Raw genomic sequence first — 19,584 nt, 5'->3', positions numbered from 1 at the left:
TCCATGGAGGGCGATACCGTGATAAAGCCTCTCATTTCTCTAGAGCTTTGATTCGAGGGTCTTGGTAGTTTTCATCCACCTCAATACCTGCTGTGCGTACCTTTTCTTCTCGTTCTTGCCGCATTTCAGCATATTTTTTCAAACGTGCAGGGAGTAACTCTCTCCAGTTACGTCGCTCATTTTTTTCTTCAAATCCGGAAAGCCAGTAGAATTCCTCAGTTTTGAAATTCAAGGTGATTAGGTAAGTTCCGCGTTCACCAGGTGTATCTTTGGAGTTTTTTCGCCAGGCGCGAAGATTTAAATGAACTCCATCCTTGAAAAAATACCAATTATAGAAGGAGCCGACTTTAAGCCAGGAGTCCATGTCCATTTCATAGTCCGGATCCAGCCAGGGATGGCTGCTTACATAAAATCCAAGTACATCATCTGGGCTGTTTATCTTTTTTGCCTGTGAACCACTTACTCTAGGGTCAGATGGAAAGAAGTAGTGCTGCCATCCCACAGCTTTTATAGAGTTTGTCAGCGCATAGATAAAATCTCTTTGATCCTTGTGGAGGCTGTTGTCTGGAAGGCCGCGCAAGGTCAACTTGAGGTTGCTCAGATTTTCGCCAAACTCTTTGCTGACAGCAGTTGTGATATCTGAAACCTGATTGATATTTAATATTTTATTATCAAGGCTGATATCTACTGAAGGAAGGTTACTGCTGCTGGAAGGATTCTGGACTTTATACCAGCACATATCCACTGTATCCATGCAGTCTTTAGAGAACTCGACCGGACTTTTTTGTAGTAGGCTTTGTGTAGATCCGTTGAGGTCTATGTGGATGAGTTGGCTTTTTGCATATGTGTTCTCGCTTTTATTACAGCCGGCCAGAAAGGTAATAATGATAAGGTAGGACAGTCTTCTCATGTTTTGTTTTTCCAGAAAGCGATACTTGATATCTGCATCTCCATGTAGGGTTTTCAATTTTGATCGATGCGCCATATTTTTTGTTAGCGACTTCTTGCGCTTATTGACAAATGACTCTACCTCGCTTTCGCTATGCTGAAGTGCTTCATGTTTTGCGTGAACACTTTCAGTATCGCCGTCCAACCATGCTTGCGCGATTCTGAGTCGCCAGCCTGCGCGGAGACTCTTGGATGAGGAATTGCTGAAGTAGCCTTGTATTTGTATAGAGCAAGCTCTCTTTCTTTGGCGGTTTGCTGCTCTCTGCAAAAAACTGTGCATGAGCTTGACTGAGAACCATCCGCAAGATAACGGCAATGTAGTAAGGGATTCTCATAAGAGTTACTGGCTTAGCCTGTCAGGGAAAAAAGATAGAGGTGGGTGGCTAGCCTTCCACTTTTTGGATGCTTCTATTGCTTCCTCTATTTGTTGTGAGGTCATTTTTTTTGCAATTAGAGGGAGCTTGTATTCAACATTTTCTTGCATTCCACCACCCCCGTCCAACTCCTTTAAAAGATAGATGAGGGCATACCCTTTTATAGGTTCGAAAGGAAAGCCGTAAGTATCGGGTTCATGGGCAAGATCCGAGCCGTAACCATATACTGTTGGGGCATAACCAGTTAAAGCTGCTTTTTCATTCCACTGACGAAAGCCTTCTGTGTCACCTTTTTCAAACAATATGGCCGCATATTCCATCATCGCTTTTGGGTAGCCACCCTCGGCGGATGCCTTAAACCACTTCTCAACTACTTCGGCACGGTTCCATGGCAAAAGAAAACCTTCACCCTGCTTGTACAGTATTCCCATCCAGTACTGGGCAATCGCATGACCGTTAGTGGCGGATTTTTCAAGCCAAGTGTTGTCCAGTGTCAGCTCGTACATTACATACATCGCTTCTGCATCTTTTGCAGAAGTTCGAGGTTCGGCAAGTTCTTTAGCTTTATTTAACCAATCAATTGGACTCTTCTGGTCAATAGGACAGTCCTTTGCCATTTTGCAGAGGTCATCCTTATCCCGGCCAAGTTGAATCATCGCGTATAAATTGCCTTGAGATGCGGCCGCCTCATACCACTTTTTTGCCTCAGAATTCATAAAGTGGTCCTTTTTTCTGAGTGCCTCTGCCAAGAAGTATTGCGACTCATCGTCTCCTGCCTCGGCTGCAACAGTCAAAAAAGGAGCAGCCGAAGTGGCTTTGAACTGATTGTATAGAATCAAGCCTTGCTCTTTAGCGGTCTGCTGCTCCGGCGAAAGCCCCGCGTTCACTTGACTGGAGAGCAACAAGAAAATAGCCGTCACTATGGAAGATATTTTCAAAAAGTGATCTCCGGTCAAAGTAGAAAGCGATGAGGTTGTTAGTGGTGAATGTCAATACCCAAGTTTGTCTGGGAAATACGAAATGGGCGGGTGAGAGGATTTCCATTTCATTGCAAACTCTTTTGCTTCTTCGATTTGGCTGGGCGTCATTTTTGCAGCAATTTCTGGAAGTACTTCTTCAAGGTAAGATTGAACGTTTCCGCCGCCACCATCCAAGTCAGATAGAAGAGAAGTTATTCCGTAGCCTTTTACAACATCATATGGAAAATCAAATCTTGACGGCGCATGAGCCAAATATGCCCCATAGCTGCTTACACCGTCTTCCAGGCCTGCCTCGGCAGATTTTTTAATCCATTTCCGTACATCAGATAAGTCGCCGCCGTTTTCATATAAAAAAACTGCGTACTCCATCATGGCTTTGGGGTAACCATTTTCGGCAGACTTTCTTAACCATTCACCTACAATGTTATCTCGCTTCCAAGGCAGAAAGAAGCCTTCACCTTGCCGAATGCCAATTGCCATCCAGTATTGAGCAATAGCATGATCATGCTCTGCGGATTTTTCCAACCAATCTTTATTTGATGTTACTTCATACATAATGAACATGGCTTCGGCATCGCCTTGCTCTGCTTTTGGTTTGGCCATGTCTTGAGCGTGTTTTAACCATCCTGATGGGGTTCTTTTCCCATCAGGGCAGTTTTTTAACGTTGCACACAGATCTTTTTTACTGCGCCCTAGCCGAATCATGGAGTAAAAATCGCCTTGCTCCGCAGATTTTTCATACCATGATTGTGCTTCTGCTGTAATAAACTGGCTAGCAAGGCGTAATTCTTCAGCCAGATAAAATTGGGCTTCTGAGTCTCCTGCTTCCGCCGCTATTCGTAAATATCTTTCAGCAGGCTTATATTGGTTAAACAAGCTTATGCCATGTTTTTTTGCGTCTGCTTGCTCTTGGTTTATTTGAGCTGAAACAGTACTGGAAATAAAAAATAATATTAGGGCGGCTATGGTGTTTGATTTGAGTAGCATATGGCTTCCATTTACTCGCTAGAGCCAACGTAGTCTGCTTGGCCGTGAGGTAGATAGGTGCGTCCGTAATATGTTTTTCGTGTGCAAAGTCCATCCAGGTTGGCGCCAAGCAAACTAACATGTTTCTTGTAGCGCTCTCTCATGCGATCATTTCGTACGTTGTATAGATTTTGCACGCCTTCGGACATAAAATTATCCATTTTCAGGCGGTTTTCACAATAATTCTGTTTCGGATTATCATCTTTAGTGCCGAATCTACTCATGCGCATACATGCATCTTCAAACTGTTTCTGGGCTGTAGAAATAGTTCCTTGTTGCTTGGCCCTTTCTACTATCCAACCTAAGATTCGCTCAATTGCCTGTTGTTGTAATAGATGTGCCTGAGATTTGTTGTAAGTGTGTTTGTCTTCCCTGGACTCAGCTTTTGAGTCAGATGCAACATCGATAATGTCGAAGCTTTCTGCTGCTGAAAGCAGCGTCATCAGCATCGGCCCTAAAGCGCTAGGAGTAGCATTTAGAACCCACATCTCAAGCTCAGCCTGATCACGGTAGGTCATTATGGTATGAGCGATTGGTCCGCCTCGTCCTCCTCCTGTCAAGGACTCATATAGAGACATCGCTATATCCCACCCCATCATATAAATCATCGCCACATTCATCCCGGCGGTGCCTATAAAGTTGAGCCTGTCGATAAAGGTTTCAGCTTCTTGAGAAACAAATACCAGTCGGTGGCCTTGGTTCTTATGCATCTCACGACGTATCAGGTTGATCAGTTCTGTTACCCCGTCGTACCCCACCTCAAACTCAAACTCCCCACCGCCACCGGCACCTACTATCAGCGATGCTTTGAGCCTCATGATAAAGCGGCCTTCGTGCAGCGAAATCGTTACGTCTGCGTTAGCGCCAGCGCCCAGCGAGCCGGTGAATCCCGCTGTGAGCCTTGCGAGACTGAACCATTGGCTTGCCTTATTGGCATTGTCTTTACCGGCCATGCCGGGAGTCGGTGCAGTACGCAGTAATACAACTTGCTGTGGGGGGGCCCAGTTCAAGGCACCTGTCAGCAGAACTCCTGCCTGGACTCCGGCAAACAGGCTGAATTCGGCCTTGGCGCCGTCTTCGACTTTCAAGGCACTGGTGGGATTGTCCTGCATGGCGCTGCGTTGTGTGACCGCTATTGCTCGTTTCGCTTCTGGTCGTTCGGCATTTTCAATGGCTTGCAGGTTCATGCCGCCTCGAACATTACCCGCGCCCAGTTCGATGCTTGATGACAGAAGCAACGACGCGCCGGCATAGCCCCATGCCCTGGCGCCCAGATGCAAGGAAAAACGACCGAGATTGAGTGTCTGAGGCTGGTCCTGATAGTCCTGATAATTGAGTACGAACTCTTTTGCCCGACTGCGTTCCGGGAGGTCGACTTTTAGAAGTTCAACTTCACCACGCGCCAAATCAATGCCGAAGCTGGCTTCGGCAGAGGCCTTGAAACCATCGGCCAGCGTGAACTCGGGGCCTTCAAGCTTTAGCTCTTTGTGAATCATCGACTGTGCAGGAGAGAGGCACCTGATGAGCTGCGCCTGAGGGCTTTTATCGAAGAGCCTCAATTGACTGCGAACCTCACCCTTGAACAACAACTGGCGCAGCCGCAAACCCCATTCCTGCCTGACGGAGGCATCTTCAAGCGTACTGACCTTGTAGTTCTTGCTTTGCAGGTAACTATAGAAGAGCTCGACATCAAACCAGCCTTGGGCGTCAAACCAGTTATTTTCCTGGTCCTTGATCGCGATGGCGCCTTGTAGACGCAGCCATTCGTGGAATGAATTGTCGGTTGTGTCTTCAGTGGACTTTTCGCTGCTGTTACCAGGCACTTTCACCAGATCTTCTTCGAGATCGGCTCCTATTTTGCTCAAGTCCTCTTTCACTACTTTTCTGATGCCTTCAAGGTTCAACAGGCTAAAGTGCTTCAAGGGCTTGTTCACGGCGCTCAGCAAACTGACTTCCCGCAATGGGAATCCTGCCTTTACTCGACGTTCTTCCGGTTTCGGTTCGAATTGTTCCGGCTCCCACAACAGGTGGCGGAGCGGGGTGGTTTTGGCCACGGCGGCTTCCGCTGTAGCACGCAAGGCAATTCTCGATTGCTGGAGGCGTTCCCATTCAGCCTTTTCGGCATCGATCAAACCAGAGGGGGCGGGAATGTTCTGACCGCTAGCGTCAATCCAGGCTTTGTATTTGCTGCGGATCCGCTCACTGACGTCATTTTGCTGCTGTTCCGTCTCCAGATAGGACTTGAATTGCTCTATGCCCGCTTCAATGGCGCCATTTTCCGGAATCAACGCGAATTCAGGCAGAGCCAACCCGTAGTCCGCGACTTTCAGGATTGCGTCGATATAAGCGCTGAACTTCTTCTCCAGCCTCTTGCGTTCCTCAGCTTGCAATTCCAGATAACGGCACATTTGTGCCTTGCCGTCGCTCGCGCAGTTGGTGGCATCCAAATAGAACTTTTTATTTTTCGCCAGATCGTCCGCACTGAGCGTGGTCAGTTCGTCGTCGTCAATCAGCTCTTTGCGAGCCTTCAGATAAGTTTGAACACGTTTGCGCGCTTCAAGTGCTTCTGGGGTGAACAAGTTGCCGTTTTCGTAGATGTAGCCCTCTTTTTCAGCCTGTGCCACAGCGATTTTCTTGAGCTTTTTCCACTCATGATGCAGATGCTGAAGATGCATGCCTTCTTTGTGGGCTTCGAGAAACTGATCCTGTTGAGTGCTGGCCAGCTCGCGACTGAGGTAGGAGTCGGGTTGTTCTTTCGCCCCCTGAGCCTTGGCAGCGTACTCGGCTTCTCTTTTTGCCGCTTTGATGCGCATCGCCATGGTGGGTTGGTCGATGTAAGGCTCCTGTTTCTCTATCTCCAGCATGCGGCTGCGCTGCTCGCCTTCGAGGAAGTTGGCCAGTTTGGGCTCCAGGAAATACTCCAGCAGCCCAAGCTTGTTCATGGCTTTCTGCCGCTCTTCGGGAGACTTTCCAGCTGAAAGATGATCCTCGAGTTCCTTCATTGCCTCCTTGATCGAAGTCGCCGCACGATCAGGAAGCAGGTAAAACATTTGCTCTTTGGTTGCGTAAATCACTTCCCCGAAAGTGGTTGAGCAAGGTGTTTTGACCTTTTCGAAGGAAGTTTCGCAACTCTTCGGCAGTTTAGGTTGCGGGTCCAGCTGTTTTGGCGGTTTGGCCACAGTCGTCTGAGCTGCCGGTTTGGGAGCGGCTTTCGATGCAACAGAGGTATCAGATTCCATAAATGCTTCCATTCGTGCGGGGCGCGGTGAGGTTCATCAGGCGTCGCTGGCGAGTTGCTGCAGCTGTTCAACCTTGATGAACGACTCTTCCTTGGATTGCAGGACGGTCATGGCTTGTGGCCGGGTTTTAAACAGTGGCCCATTGACCACCGGGGCCAGCTTGAGCAAATGCCGGCCTTCATAAATCTGGTGTTCCAGCAGCACGTCGAGGTTCTCGGTGATGTCTGGCAGGCGTTCATCCTCGGGTTCGCCGAAGGCGGCGTATTGCTCGTCGACCCAGTACACCCAGCCCAGGCGTGCCTGGACCCTGGCAGTGTCGGCGGGGAGGTTGAAGGCAGGGCCATCGGCGCTCCAGGGTTGCTGGGTGTCGGTGCTCCAGGCCAGCCAGGGGCCGTTCTGTGGGCCGAAATTGCGCGGGGCAGGGCTGTAGACGTTCTGCCAGGGGCCGAACAGCTGATTCGCGGTATCGCCGGCGGTATAGACCAGGGCGGCCCACAGGCTGGCCTTGTGATAGCTCAGTAGGCTCTGGCCGCCGGAGCCGTCATTGGCCTTCAGCAGCCAGCGGGCGTGGGCCAGGGCCTGGGCGGGGTCCTCGGCGGTGAGGGCGATGCCGGCGCCGTTCTCTGCGCACAGGCGCGCGGCTTCGGCGGCCAGGCGGCTGCCCCAGGGGGCGACCAGCCACAGCGGGCCTTCGCTGGCCAGCTCGGCCAAGTCAGTATTGCCGAACAGCGGCTGGGTGTTCATCGGCTCGCCGACACGATAAAGAATCGACATGGCCTCGGGCTGGCGGCCGCGATCGATGATGAAGTACAGGCTCTGGCTGGAGCCCTCGCGGGGCAGTTGCTCGAAGGTATAACGCGGTGCGGCCAGCAGGGTGTTCATGGCGTTTACATGCATGTGCAATCCTTACGGCTGCAGGCGCCGTTGCTCTGTTTTCCGCACAGCGGGGTGATGCCCGACTCGTTGAGGCGGCTGGGCAGCGGGACCTTGCCGGCCTTGTCGTTATCGGCGAGTTTCAAGGGGCCCGGCAACAGCGGCGCCGCCGGCGTACCCACCCCCGGCGCGCCCCCGGAGTTGACCTTCACATTCGCCCCGCTGATGGTCACGCCACCGGCATCGAGCTTCACGAAACTGCCACCGGCCTTGGCGGTGAGTTCGGCGCCGGCTTCCAGGACCACGATGTTGCCGGCCTTGTAGTGGATTTCCTGGCCAGCTTCGACGAATTGCGCGGTGCCGATGTTGGCGTGTTGGGTGACGGCCACGGTGAGGTGGTCGTTGGCGCGGATTTCGCTCTTGCGGTCGAGGTGGGTGATGCGGTGTTCTTCGGCCTTGAGTTCGGTGAGGGTGTTGGCTTCGACTGTGTCGTGGCGTTCATTGCCGACGCGGATCCGCTGGTCGTGCTCGACGTTTTCGTCCCAGTCGCGCTGGGCGTGCAGGTAGATCTGCTCGGCGCCTTTCTTGTCTTCGATGCGCAGTTCGTTATAGCCCTTGCCACCCGGCGAGCTGAGGGTCTTGAAGGTGCTGCGGGTCTTGTTCGCCGGCAGGTCGTAGGGGACCACGTTTTCCTTGTGGTACAGGCAGCCGGTGACCAGGGGCTGGTCGGGGTCGCCTTCGAGGAAGGTCACCAGCACTTCCATGCCGATCCGCGGGATGGCGATGCCGCCGTAGGCCTTGCCGGCCCAGCCGCTGGCGACGCGGACCCAGCAGGAGGTGTTGTCGTCGGCCAGGCCATCGCGGTCCCAGTGGAACTGCACCTTGATCCGCCCGTACTGGTCGCAATGGATTTCTTCGCCCTTGGGCCCGGTGACCACGGCGGTCTGGCTGCCCAGGGACTTGGGTTTCGGGTGTTCCAGCGGCGGGCGGTAGTGGGCGTCCCAGGGCGTGGCGAGGAAGCGGTTGCGGTAGCCCTGGTGGAAGTCGTCCTTGTTGCTGGTGACGTCGCTGGTGATGTTCTCGCCCAACACCTGCGGCTGCTTGCCTTCGTGGATGACTTCCAGCAGCAGCCACAGGTCGTTCCATTCGCTGCGCGGGTGTTCGGCCAGGGTCAGGAAGTGGCCACTGACCAGGCTCGGCTCGTCGCCTTTGCCTTCGGCCAACTGGTAGTCGCTGCGGTGGCGTTCCAGGGCGCGGGTCGCCAGTTGTTTGCCGCGGGCCTGCTGGGTGAACAGGCCGGGGTAGTCGTAGTCTTCCAGGTCCGGCATGGCCCCGGACTTGGCCGCACCCTCGGGCAGCAGGCGTGGTTTCTCGAAGTCGTAATCGCGGCGGCTGACGCGGCTGGTACGGGTTTCCAGGCGCAGGTTGAAGCGCTTGATCACCGGCTGTTCGGCGGCCATGCCGGAGTCCTGCTGGTAGTTCACCGCTGCCAGCTTGCGGAACACCGTCTGGTCGTCGCCGAACACCAGCTTGTGGCCGCCGGCACTGTGCTGGAAGTGGAAGTGAATGCCTTCTTCTTCGCACAGGCGCTGGATGAAGTGCAGGTCGGACTCGTCGTACTGGGTGCAGTAGACCCGTTCCGGGTAGGTAGCGCCGAGCTGGAAACTGTAGGCGTCGGCCAGGATGCCGCGGGCCTCGAGGACCTGGGCGATGATCTTCGGCACGCTCAGGTGCTGGTAGATCTTCTGGTTGAAGCTGTGGCGCAGGTAGTTGAGCTGCGGGGTCAGGCTGATGCTGTAGCGGGTCAGCTTGCGCCCGGAATCACCCTGGGCGATGCGGTACACCAGGCCATGGATCAGGCCTTTGCCACTGCCTTTGCCTAAGCCGCCAAAGGTCAGGCGGGCCGGCTTGTGCAGCAGTTCCTCGAGCTTGAGGTCGGGACGTGCGCTGACCAGTTCGATATCGAAGCAGAAGGGCTGATTGAGGGCTTCGCGGCCAACGAAACTGAGGACCTGAAGGTCGACCGAGGCGCCTTCGATCGTCAGGGAAATATGGGTAGCGTTAGCATCCAGCATGCCGTGAAATCCATCCATTGAATAAGCAGGGGGCGGATGGTGCAGGAATAAGCCAGTCGATTCAAGCGGGGGCGGCCGCCGTCATCCGCCCCCCTGGAACATTCAGAAATGTCCGCGCCAACTATCCCTTAGGCCTGACAACCGATCCGGCTAACGCCCTACGGGGATCAGCGCAACTGGCTGTAGGCGATATGCCGATGGCCCCTCAGGGTTTCCCGTAGCAACCGGTCCAGGGACTGCCCCTCGGGCAGGTAATCGTCACCGAAATCACCGTTGGCCAGCAGGGTGGGATGGACCACCACTTCCAGCGCACCGGCTGGCCGCAAGCCTTGCAGCAGGTCCCGCGGGGTGCAGACGAAGGCCACCGTGGCGCCGCTCAAGCGGACGATGCGCCGGTTCAGGGCGCTCTTGAACAGACGCTTGGCCAGGCCGATATTGCCCCCGACATTGCGCGCCAGGCGTACCGGCACGCCTTGTTGCGCGGCGAAGCGGGCGACGATCGGGGCGATCGGCCACAGGTTGTGCACGTGCTGATGGGAGTCGATATGGCTCGGGCGCAGGCGCTGGTCGACGCAGCGTTGCCATTGCGCTTCGAGTTCCTCCCGGACCGCGGCCACAGTGCTGGCGGGCAGGTGCAGCACCGAGCGCGGCAGCCTGAGGTCGAACTCGCCGCTGCTGTTGCAGAACCGCCGCTGGCTGCGGATCGGCACGCTCAGTGGCTCACCGTAGGTCAGGTTGAAATGCAGGCCGATGCGCCCCTGCAGACTGTTCTCGCGGGCCAGCCGGCAGGCGTCCTCGAAGGCCGGCATATTGGCCATCAGGGTTGCGGAGCTGATCACCCCACGCTCGAAGGCGCGCAGGGTCAGCTGGTTGTACTCGGGGTCGAGGCCGAAGTCGTCGGCATTGACGATCACCGCCGGCAGGTTCGCCGCGGTCGTTGTGCTGTTCAAAGTAGCGCTCAAGGTCGGCTCTCTTGCTGGTGGCGGGCGGCACGGCGTTCGCGCCAGTTTTTGACATGGGGTTTGAGGGCTTGCCAGAGGCGATCGGCGAAGCCCAGGAGCAGGCCGCCGGGGCGGCGCGAATAGAAGCTCCAGCGCTGGTGCTCGACCTGGCCGCTCATGCGTTCGTGCAGTTGATGGCTGGAGCGGCTGAGGCTGACCCGCGAGGCATCGACCCACTGCCAGCCTTCGTCGAGGCCCCAGCGGATCCACTCGTCGAGCAGCAGCCGGCCGCTGCCCAGGCTGGCGTAGTCCGGCAGGAAGGCGATGTTGTAGTCGTACAGCCGCCCGCGCTCCAGCAGCCCCAGGCGATAGCTGATGCAGCGGCCCTGGTGTTCGAGCAGCACCACGCGCACGCAGCCGTCGGCGGCCAGCCCACGCAGGGCGCTGCGCATCCACTGCTGGCGCTGGGTGCCGGAGAAGATCCCCAGGCCATCCGCGCCTTTCCAGCTGGCCTGTTCCACGGCGCCGATAAAGTCCAGCAGCGCGTCGATGCCCTCGCCATCGGGGCTGACGCGGATCACCCGGGCGTCGATTTCGGCGCAGCGTTTTTTCGCCCGGCGCAGCTCGTAGCGCAGGTTCTTGTCCCGGGCTTCCTGGCGGTCGGCCTCGACGATCAGGTGTTCCGGCGCCCGGCAACTGATCGCGCAGGCGCTGTACCAGCTGTGCTCGCGCCAGCTCGCCAGGGTGGGTTCGGCCGCCAGCAGTTCGCTCAATTGCAGCAGGGCATGGGGCAACTCGCGGCGGATTTCCTCCAGTGCCCGGGGCATGGCCGGCAGCGCGTCCTCGGCCACCAGCAGCGCCAGGCGGTCGCTGAGGGGGAAGCCCAGGTGGCGCACCACCTGCAACGGCAGGCCGGCCTTGCGCTCGCGGCCATGCAGCAACGGCAGGCACAGCACCAGCCGTTCCCCGTGCCAGCCCAGCAGCACCCGCAGGCGTTGCCCGGCGTCCAGCGCTTGCTCGGCGCCGCGCAGCCAGGCCAGGCGATTGAAGGGCGTGGCCAGTTCGACCGCGTTGCGCAGTTGCTCGAAGGCGGCAGCGGGAAAGTCATCGTCCAGCAGGCTGGAGCGCCAGGCGAAGCGGATCGTCACAGCGGCTCCCTACCGGCGTCGGTCGAGGTGCCTGCTTGTGCTGTCGGCCGCGACTTGCGCAGGTGCAGCAGGCGGGGCTGGTGATAGGGCACGCGCCGATGGAAATGCAGGCAACGCAACAGGCAATAGACGTGGATCGATTCGCCGACCTCAGTGAAACCCATGCGCATGTGCATCTTCAGCGCCGCCTCGTTGCGCACGTTGACCACCGCCCGGGTGGTCTTGAAGCCGCGCTCGCGGTAGTGCTCCCAGATCAGTTTCTGCGCCAGCACCACCACCCCGGTACCGCGGTAAGGCAGGGCGCACTCGCCGGCGAACTGATAGATGCAGCCCGGCGGGATGCGGATCCAGCAGCGGTACAGCTGATCGTCGTAGTAGTCGCGCTCGTTGATCCAGATCATCAGCATCACGTTGCCGTCGGCGTCGAGGTGGGCGTAGCCGCGACAGCCCTTGTCCAGCAGGCCGCGGATCGCCGGCAACTGCGCGGAAAAGTACTTGTCGAAGGCCGGCAGTAGCGCGCGCTCGATCGGCACCTGTGGCCAGCGTCGCGTGGTGACCGGGCAAGGCACCGGCAGCGCCAGGGAGCGTTCGACGCTGAGCAGTTCCCAGTGGTAATAGAAGTAGCGCTCGCGCAGGACCCGCAGGCTGTCACGCAGGCCCTTGCGGCGGATTTTTTCCAGCAATGCGCTCAATCGGCTCATAAGGCTTTCCAGGTCAGGGCAAACAGGGTTTCGCCGGGCAGCTCGAAGTGCACCCGGCCATCACGGCATTCAACGGCCGCGTCGCGAGGCTGGTCGTCGGGGCCGAGCAGGCTCAGCTTGAGCGGCGCGGCCTGGCACAGGTCGCCGGGGCCGTCGAGGCTCACCGCCTGCACCCGCGACGCCTTGTTCACCCCCAGCAGGCTGTGGCGGCCGGCCTCGCTCATGGCCAGGGCATCGACCTCGAAGGCCGGGTTGTCCAGGGCTTGCACATGGGCCAGCCAGTGCCGGGCAATGAACTGCTGGGCCACGGCCACCGGCTTGAGGCTGAACTGGTTGGCGCTGCGTTGCGCGAGCATGCCCTTGGGGTAGTCCGGCTCGTCGGCGGCCTGGAACCAGTTGAGCATGTCCAGCAGGCCGTCCGCCGAGGCGTTGATCACCACCGAGGCCCACCACAGGCCGGCGTAATGGGTGTCCTGCTGATAGGGGCTCAGATCGCGGCCGCTGGAGATATTGGTCTGGCTCAGCAGCAGGGCCTTGCGCGGCCGGCCCGCGGCATCCAGGCCCACCAGCTCGGCGGCGGCGCGCACGCTGTCGCGGTAGCGGCGGGTGGCGAGCAGGTCGCGGACCATCCATTCGTGCCAGGCCAGGGCGTCGATGTCCTGACCGTGCCGCTCCAGCAGCTTGCGCGCCCAGTCGATGCCGCGGCGTTGCCCGGCGCCGACCCGGAACGGCCCGTCGAGCAGCCGCGAACTGGCCGGCATGGCGATCCGCACCCCGGCCGCGCGGGCCTCGGGATTGGCCTTGGCCCGGGCCAGCATCTGCTCGAAGTACAGGGCGTAGCTGCTGTAGTCCGGGTAGTTGAGGTTGGGCTCGTCGGCGAAGGCCAGGTAATGCAGGCCGTTGCCGGCCAGGCGCACGCTGTCGGCCAGCCAGGCGTCGAGGCCGGCGAAACTCTGGGCGTCCGCCGCGAGCACGGCGCGGCGCCCGGTGCCGGCCAGCAGGGTGATGTCGCGGTCGATCCCGAAGCGCTCGCGATACAGCCGGCGAAAGCCGATTTCCCGCTCGGGCTCCTGCTCGATCACATCGACGAAGCTGTAGAAGTTGGCCGCGCGGGCGCCAATCGCCTGCAACAGGCCGAAGGTGGACTGCGGCGGCTGGGCATAGGGCAGGGCGATGCCCAGGCGCGGCGTGGTCCCGAGGATCTGGGCCTTCAGCTGCAGATGGGCCTCGCCCCGGGGCTGGTCTAACAGGTGCAGTTGCTGGACCTCCTGGGCAAACAGATTGGCCGTGCCGTCCAGCCAGAACGCCGCCTTGCCGGAGCCGCCCAGGGCCAGGCGCCAGACTTCGTCCTGTTCGGCCGGCGGCAGCGCCACCTGGTCGAATTGCCCGTAGGCCGGGTGTTCTTTCAGTTCCAGGCGAACCTTGGCGCCATCGCTCAGGCGGCTGGCCTGCAAGACGCTGACGCCGCCGTAATACTTGCCGGCCAGGATCGCCTGCTCACCGGCCGCGACCCGGAAGAACAGCTCGGCGCCGCTGTGGACTTCGGCGCTGAAATGCACCTTGGTCGGCTCGAATTGCGCCGCCGTGCTGTCGCGGTGGCTGACCCTGAACCCGCGAAAGCTGTAGCCGGGAATCTGCAGGCGGTAGTCGCCCGTGGCCGCTGGCAGCTCGATGTCCTGTTCGCCATAGGCCCGGTCGGCGCGGATCTCCAGTTGCTTGAACAACTGGCCGCCGGGCTGCAGCAGGTACAGCTGCTCGCGGTTGGCGTCGCTCTGCCAGGCCGGGCTCCAGCCGATCTTCAGCCGGTCCGGCCGGTCGGCGCGCAGGTACAGGCTGCCGTCGCGGATGCTCGACCACTGCATGGATCCGGCCTGGGCGCCCGGGGCCAGACTCAGCAGGGCCAGGAGCGTGTAGAAACCGGCTTTCAACATGCCGCCTCCCGAGGGCGCAACAGCGCGCGCAGCTGCATCAGGTCTTCGGGCAGCAGGAGCAGGGTGCGGTACCAGGCCACGCCGCTCAGGCGGCAGTACATCACCAGCATCGCCAGGCTCACCGCCAGGTAGGCCAGGGACGAGGCCAGGCCGGCGCCGACTATGCCCAGGGTCGGGATCAGCGCGGCGTTGAGCAGCAGGTTGAGCAGCGCGCCGCCGCCCAGCAGCCACGACAGCGCGCCGGGGCGCTGCTTGCCCAGCAGGTCCAGGCGCAGGATGCTCGCGTAGCACAGGCCGAACAGCCCCGGCAGCAACGCCAGCAGGGCCGGGTAGGCCGGGCCGTAGGCCTCGCCGAACAGGCTGACGATCAGCCAGTGGCCGACCAGTGCCATGCCCAGGCAGGCGCCGAGCATCACCGTGGCGGTGATGCGCAGGGCCAGCGGGGTCAGGCGTTCGATGCCTTCGCCCTGTTGCAGCAGGCGCTTCATCAGCGGCGTGGTCACCGCCTCGGGAATGATCAGCAGCAGTTCCGCGGCGGCGCTGGCCATGGCGTACAGGCCCAGGGCGACCGGGTCGAGCAGGGCGCCGATAAACAGGTAGTCGCAGCGCAGCATCAATTGCTGCGAGAGCACGCCGGGGTGGCTCTGGGCGCTGTAGCGCAGCAGCTTGCCTTGCTCGCCCGGCTGCCAGCGCAGCCGCAACCGGTGATAACGCCCCAGCCAGTACCAGCCCGCCAGTACCACCAGCAGGGTGCCACCGAGCCAGCCGGCCAGCGCCGCCGACAGGGCCTGGTCGCGCCACAGCCACCAGAGCACGACAAACAGCAGCAAGGGCACCAGGGATTCCAGCAGACGCAGGCCATTGAACGCGCCGACCCGACCGTCAGCGTTGTGCAGGGTCAGCAGGCCGCTCTTGAGCACGGTCAGCGGCACCGCTAGCAGCAACAGCCAGGCGAAGGGGCCGAGCTGGGTGGTGATCGACCAGTCCTGGCCCAGGCTGTTCATCAGCAGCAGGCCGATCACGGTCAGGGTCCCGGCCAGCAGGCAGCCGTAGACCAGGATCTGCGTCAGCAGCAGGCCCATCGGTCGCTGGCGCGCCGCTTCATAACCCACCGCGGTGTTCAGGCCGCCGCTGGTGAGGGCGGCGATCAGGTCGGGCAGGGCGCTGAGCAGGGCGAACAGGCCGCGATCCGCCGGGCCCAGCAGGCGCGCCAGCAGCACGTTGCGCAGCAGGCGAATGGCGATCATCGCCAGCCGCGTGCCCATGCTCAGCAGCAGGTGCCAGACATAGCCGTTGCGCTTCATGCCCGCGCCCCTTTCAGCAGGCGCCAGGCCAGCAGCGACGGGCAGCGGGCGCTGGCCTGGCTGACGTCGATGCGCGGCAGGGCCAGGGGTTCGTTGCGCGAGGGTTCGATCAGCCCCGGGGCGGTGCCCAGGGCATAGCGGTAGCCGAGGTCGGCGACGGCCTGGCGCACGCTCGGGTCATGGTCGCCATTGGGGTAGCAATAGATCGGCAGCGGCGCGGCGCAATGGTGCTGCACGCAAGCATGGGAGCGTGCCAGGTCGTCCTTCAGGGCCGCGTTGTCGAATTGGGTGAGGATGCCGTGGCTGGCGCCATGGGGTCCGAAGCGCACCAGCCCGGAACGTTCCAGGCGCTTGACCTGGCTCCAGTCCAGGCTGTGGGGCGCGGTGTCTCGCGGGCAGCTGTCGGCGAGCAATTGCAGGCTGTCCGGGGCCAGGGTTTTCAGGCGTTGCAGCAACAGCCCGAGGTCACGGCTGCGGGCCTCGTCGGCGCCGGGTTGTCTGAGGCTGGCCGGCAGCACCACGCCCAGTACCCGCAGTTGCTCCTGCAATTGCCGGCCGGCGATGCTCTCGGGTTGGCGCCACAGGGTCTCGCCGATGGCTTCCCACCAGAACGCCTTGCCAGTGCCGATAAAGTCGGTGGAGAGAAAGATGCTCGCCGGTACTTCATGACGTTCCAGCAGTGGATAGGCCTGCTCGGCGTTGTCGCGCCAGCCGTCGTCGAAGGTCAGGGCCAGCCGTGGGCGATCGCCGCCGGGGTACAGCAGCAGGTGCTCCAGCGGCACGCAGTCGAAATGCCGGCGCAGCCAGCGCAGCAGGTGCTCGAAACTGTTGCGGCCGACACACAGCGGCCCGCGATGGGGCAGGTTCGCTGCGTGTTCGTCCGCCAGCACCCGGTGCAGCATCAGTACCACGCCGGCTTCGCTCAGGCGCGTGCGCCCGAAGCTATTGAGGTAGGCGCTGCCGGCCAGGCGCTTGAAGTGTTGTCTGAGTGTCATGTCAGCGGTTCTGCTGCGGGTTCCACAGGCTGTAGCGCTGCCCGCGGAGAAATTGCCAGAGGCCCATGCTCATGCCGGCCAGGGTCACCAGGACGAAACCGGCCAGGCGAAAGGGTTTGGGCAAGCGCCCGCGCTGATCGAGCAGGCCAAGCATACCGGCGCCATAACCGCACAGCTGGGCGATCAGGCACAGGCTGTAGAAGGCCCCGGCGTTCCACAGCCACAGGTTGCTGAGCAGCAGCGGGATCAACAGCACCGGCGCCAGGCGGCGGATCAGTTTGTGGCTGATCAGCGCGATCGCGTAGAAGCCGTGGCGCCAGGGATTCATCAGGCCACGGCGCTGGGCCAGGCTTTGCAGGCCGCCGACCGTGACCCGCAGGCGTCGGCGGTATTGCTTGCCGACTTCATCCACGCCCTGGTCCAGCACCTGGGCCTCCTCGACGTAGACGATGCGTTTGCCCGCGACTGGGGCGCAGGTGCTGATAAAGAAGTCGTCGTTGACCTCGGCCGGCACCCGCTCGAACAGTTCGCGGCGCAGGGCCAGCAGCGCGCCGTCCGCCGAGACCATGCAGCCGGTGCGGTTTTCCGCCTCGCGCAGCCAGGCTTCGTAGTGGCGGTAAAGGCTGTCACCCAGGCTCAGGGCGTGCCCGGGGGTGGGGATGATCATATGCCCGCCGCAGGCCCCGACTTCCGGATCGGCGAAGGGGGCGAGCAGCTTGCCGAGGGTGTCGCCGGACCATTGGTTGTCGGCGTCGGTGAACACCAGGATCTCGTTGCGCGCCAGTTCCACCGCGGCATTCAGCGCTCCGGCCTTGCCTACTCGCGGCAGGTCGAGCACCAGCACCCGCTGGTCGTGGATCGCCAGCGCGGTGGCCACGGTGGCGTCGGTCGAGCCGTCGCTGGCGAGGATGATCTGCAGGTCGGTGGTCGGGTAGTCCTGGGCCAGCAGGGTGCGCAGCTTGTGCTCGATGTGCCGGCTTTCGTTGTGCGCGGCGATGATCACGCTGACCGACAAGGGCGGCCCCGGCTCGACCCGGGGCTTGCGGATAAACAGGCTGATCAGCGCCAGGATCAGCGGGTAACCGATCCAGGCGTAGACCGGCAACAGCAGGCATAACCAGAAGAGTGTCTTAGCCACGATCGGGCCTCACGGCAGTACGGTTGAAAAGGCCCTGCAGCAGGGCAGCGGCGCCCAGGTGCAGGCGCAGCCAGTGCAGCAGCCAGAGTTGCAGGAAAAACAGTGGGTCGCGGTGCCGGTAGCTCTGGCGTAGGGCCAGGCCCAGGGGCGCCAGGGCGCTGCCGAGCAGGGCCAGCAGCGCCGCCGGCCATTGCCCGCCGAGCAGGCAGAGCACGGCCAGCAGGCTGAGCAGGGCGGTGGCCAGGCACAGCAGGGGGAAACGCAACAGCCGCGGGCTCAGCCCGCCATTGCGCAACAGCTGCACATGGCTGCTCTGGCGCCAGAACTCCTTGCCGCTCCATTCGCGCCAGCTGCCCTCGAAGCCCCAGTGCTGCACCACGGGTGTGGCCAGGCTCAGCTGGCGGGCGCCGGCACGGTTCAGGCGCAGGCCGAAATCCTTGTCCTCGCCGGTGCGCAGACCCTCGTCGAAACCGCCGATGCGGTTGAACCAGACCCGGGCCATGCACAGGTTGGGGGTGGGCAGCCATTGCAGCAGGCGTTCCTGCTGGTTGCCGGACAGGCTGCGGCGCTGCCAGGCGCGGGCGAACCAGGGCGCGCTGCGCGGTGCATCGCAGTCCAGGGCGAAGACATCGGCGCGCTGGCTGGCCTCGGCGGATTTCCACAGCAGCAGCCAGTTCAGCGGCACCTCGATGTCGGCATCGAGGAAGGCCAGCCAGTCGCCGGTCGCACAGGCCGCGCCGCGATTGCGCAGGGCGCCGATGGACAGCCCGGGGTAATGCAGCACCCGCGCGCCCTGGTCCATGGCCAGTCGCGGACCGTTGTCGCGCGAGCCGTTGTCGACCACGATCAGCTCGCATTCGAGCCCCGCCACCGCGGCGGCGCTGCTGACGCTGTCCAGGGTACGCACGATATGCCGCGCCTCGTTGTACATCGGCACGATCACGCTGATTCGTTTCATGCTCGGCGTTCCTTGTTCCTGACCGGTAGCCGCTGCCGCAGCGCATGGCCTGTGTAGCCGCTGCCGGGCCTGCGAGGCTGCGATCGAGTGCGCAGCAATCGCAAAACCTGAGCCCTCGATTTGCCTGGAGAAACGCATCGGTCGCCCTTGCGGCTGCTGCGCAGCCGATCGCAGCCTTCGGCAGCGGCTACAGGGTTCGCGGTGGCCGTGTAGCCGCTGCCGAGCCTGCGAGGCTGCGATCGGTTGCGTAGCAAGCGCAAAGCCTGAGTCCGCGATATGTCTGGAGAAACGCGTCGGCAGGTCTTGCGGCCGCTACGCAGCCGATGCGCGGCGGCAGCGGCTATAGGGTTCGCGGTGGCCGTGTAGCCGCTGCCGAGCTCGCGAGGCTGCGATCGAGCGCGGAGCAATCGCAAAACCTGAGTCCGCGATCTGCCTGGAGAAACGCATCGGCAGGCCTTGCGGCTGCTGCGCAGCCGATCGCAGGCTGCGCCAGCGGCTACAGGGTTTGCGGTGGCCGTGTAGCCGCTGCCGAGCTCGCGAGGCTGCGATCGGTTGCGCAGCGACCGTAAAGCCTGAGTCCACGATCTGCCTGGATAAACGCGTTGGCAGGCCTTGCGGCTGCTGCGCAGCCGATCGCAGCCTTCGGCAGCGGCCACAGGGTTTGCGGTGGCCGTGTAGCCGCTGCCGAGCTCGCGAGGCTGCGATCGATTGCGGAGCAATCGCAAAACCTGAGTCCGCGATCTGCCTGGAAAAACGCATCGGCAGGCCTTGCGGCTGCTGCGCAGCCGATCGCAGCCTTCGGCAGCGGCTACAGGGTTCGCGGTGGCCGTGTAGCCGCTGCCGAGCCCGCGAGGCTGCGATCGATTGCGTAGCAATCGCAAAGCCTGAGTCCACGATCTGCCTGGATAAACGCGTTGGCAGGCCTTGCGGCTGCTACGCAGCCGATCGCAGCC

The 19,584-nt window shown here is 60.9% G+C and carries 14 protein-coding genes; all 14 read right to left on the bottom strand.

Annotated elements, in window-relative coordinates; all coding sequences use genetic code 11:
• Positions 1–31 precede the first annotated feature (31 nt).
• The 14 genes from NRG23_RS04330 to NRG23_RS04265 all read right to left on the bottom strand — a co-directional run bounded on the left by NRG23_RS04330 (position 32) and on the right by NRG23_RS04265 (position 18,631).
• Positions 32–1,228 (bottom strand): hypothetical protein, encoded by a 1,197-nt coding sequence (locus tag NRG23_RS04330; RefSeq protein WP_257373824.1) that lies wholly within the window; start codon positions 1,226–1,228, stop codon positions 32–34.
• Between the two features lie 60 nt (positions 1,229–1,288).
• Positions 1,289–2,260 carry a tetratricopeptide repeat protein gene (locus NRG23_RS04325; RefSeq protein WP_016701752.1) on the bottom strand — a complete coding sequence of 324 codons (972 nt, stop codon included), beginning with the start codon at positions 2,258–2,260 and terminating at the stop codon, positions 1,289–1,291.
• A 51-nt stretch (positions 2,261–2,311) separates the two neighbouring features.
• On the bottom strand, positions 2,312–3,289 hold the full coding sequence (locus NRG23_RS04320; RefSeq protein ID WP_193384699.1) for a tetratricopeptide repeat protein: 978 nt from the start codon (positions 3,287–3,289) through the stop codon (positions 2,312–2,314).
• 11 nt (positions 3,290–3,300) lie between these two features.
• Positions 3,301–6,567 (bottom strand): hypothetical protein, encoded by a 3,267-nt coding sequence (locus NRG23_RS04315; RefSeq protein ID WP_009048920.1) that lies wholly within the window; start codon positions 6,565–6,567, stop codon positions 3,301–3,303.
• 36 nt (positions 6,568–6,603) lie between these two features.
• The gene (locus NRG23_RS04310; protein ID WP_009048921.1) at positions 6,604–7,464 is read right to left on the bottom strand and encodes a DUF4123 domain-containing protein; all 861 of its coding nucleotides are present in this window, start codon (positions 7,462–7,464) and stop codon (positions 6,604–6,606) included.
• The gene (locus NRG23_RS04305; protein WP_257373822.1) at positions 7,455–9,515 is read right to left on the bottom strand and encodes a type VI secretion system tip protein VgrG; all 2,061 of its coding nucleotides are present in this window, start codon (positions 9,513–9,515) and stop codon (positions 7,455–7,457) included. Before NRG23_RS04305 ends, NRG23_RS04310 begins: the two co-directional genes overlap by 10 nt.
• Positions 9,516–9,682: 167 nt before the next feature.
• Positions 9,683–10,465 carry a ChbG/HpnK family deacetylase gene (locus NRG23_RS04300; RefSeq protein ID WP_257373821.1) on the bottom strand — a complete coding sequence of 261 codons (783 nt, stop codon included), beginning with the start codon at positions 10,463–10,465 and terminating at the stop codon, positions 9,683–9,685.
• 8 nt (positions 10,466–10,473) lie between these two features.
• A complete protein-coding gene (locus tag NRG23_RS04295; RefSeq protein WP_257373820.1) occupies positions 10,474–11,604 on the bottom strand; it encodes a GNAT family N-acetyltransferase in 1,131 nt (376 codons plus the stop codon).
• A complete protein-coding gene (locus NRG23_RS04290) occupies positions 11,601–12,305 on the bottom strand; it encodes a GNAT family N-acetyltransferase (RefSeq protein WP_257373819.1) in 705 nt (234 codons plus the stop codon). The genes NRG23_RS04295 and NRG23_RS04290 overlap by 4 nt, the downstream gene beginning before the upstream one ends.
• Positions 12,302–14,236 carry a hypothetical protein gene (locus tag NRG23_RS04285; RefSeq protein WP_257373817.1) on the bottom strand — a complete coding sequence of 645 codons (1,935 nt, stop codon included), beginning with the start codon at positions 14,234–14,236 and terminating at the stop codon, positions 12,302–12,304. Before NRG23_RS04285 ends, NRG23_RS04290 begins: the two co-directional genes overlap by 4 nt.
• Positions 14,230–15,540: a lipopolysaccharide biosynthesis protein gene (locus tag NRG23_RS04280; protein ID WP_081361591.1), complete on the bottom strand. Its 1,311-nt coding sequence runs from the start codon at positions 15,538–15,540 to the stop codon at positions 14,230–14,232. Before NRG23_RS04280 ends, NRG23_RS04285 begins: the two co-directional genes overlap by 7 nt.
• Positions 15,537–16,535, bottom strand: coding sequence for a polysaccharide deacetylase family protein (locus tag NRG23_RS04275; RefSeq protein ID WP_028683901.1), 999 nt, complete (start codon positions 16,533–16,535; stop codon positions 15,537–15,539). Before NRG23_RS04275 ends, NRG23_RS04280 begins: the two co-directional genes overlap by 4 nt.
• A 1-nt stretch (position 16,536) precedes the next feature.
• Positions 16,537–17,673 carry a glycosyltransferase gene (locus NRG23_RS04270; RefSeq protein ID WP_028683902.1) on the bottom strand — a complete coding sequence of 379 codons (1,137 nt, stop codon included), beginning with the start codon at positions 17,671–17,673 and terminating at the stop codon, positions 16,537–16,539.
• Positions 17,666–18,631 (bottom strand): glycosyltransferase, encoded by a 966-nt coding sequence (locus tag NRG23_RS04265; RefSeq protein ID WP_110177219.1) that lies wholly within the window; start codon positions 18,629–18,631, stop codon positions 17,666–17,668. Before NRG23_RS04265 ends, NRG23_RS04270 begins: the two co-directional genes overlap by 8 nt.
• Positions 18,632–19,584: the final 953 nt, after the last annotated feature.

The sequence above is a fragment of the Pseudomonas sp. T8 genome, assembly GCF_024610635.1.
Lineage (GTDB): Bacteria > Pseudomonadota > Gammaproteobacteria > Pseudomonadales > Pseudomonadaceae > Aquipseudomonas > Aquipseudomonas chlororaphis_I.
This window is presented reverse-complemented; position numbering and strand designations above follow the sequence as displayed.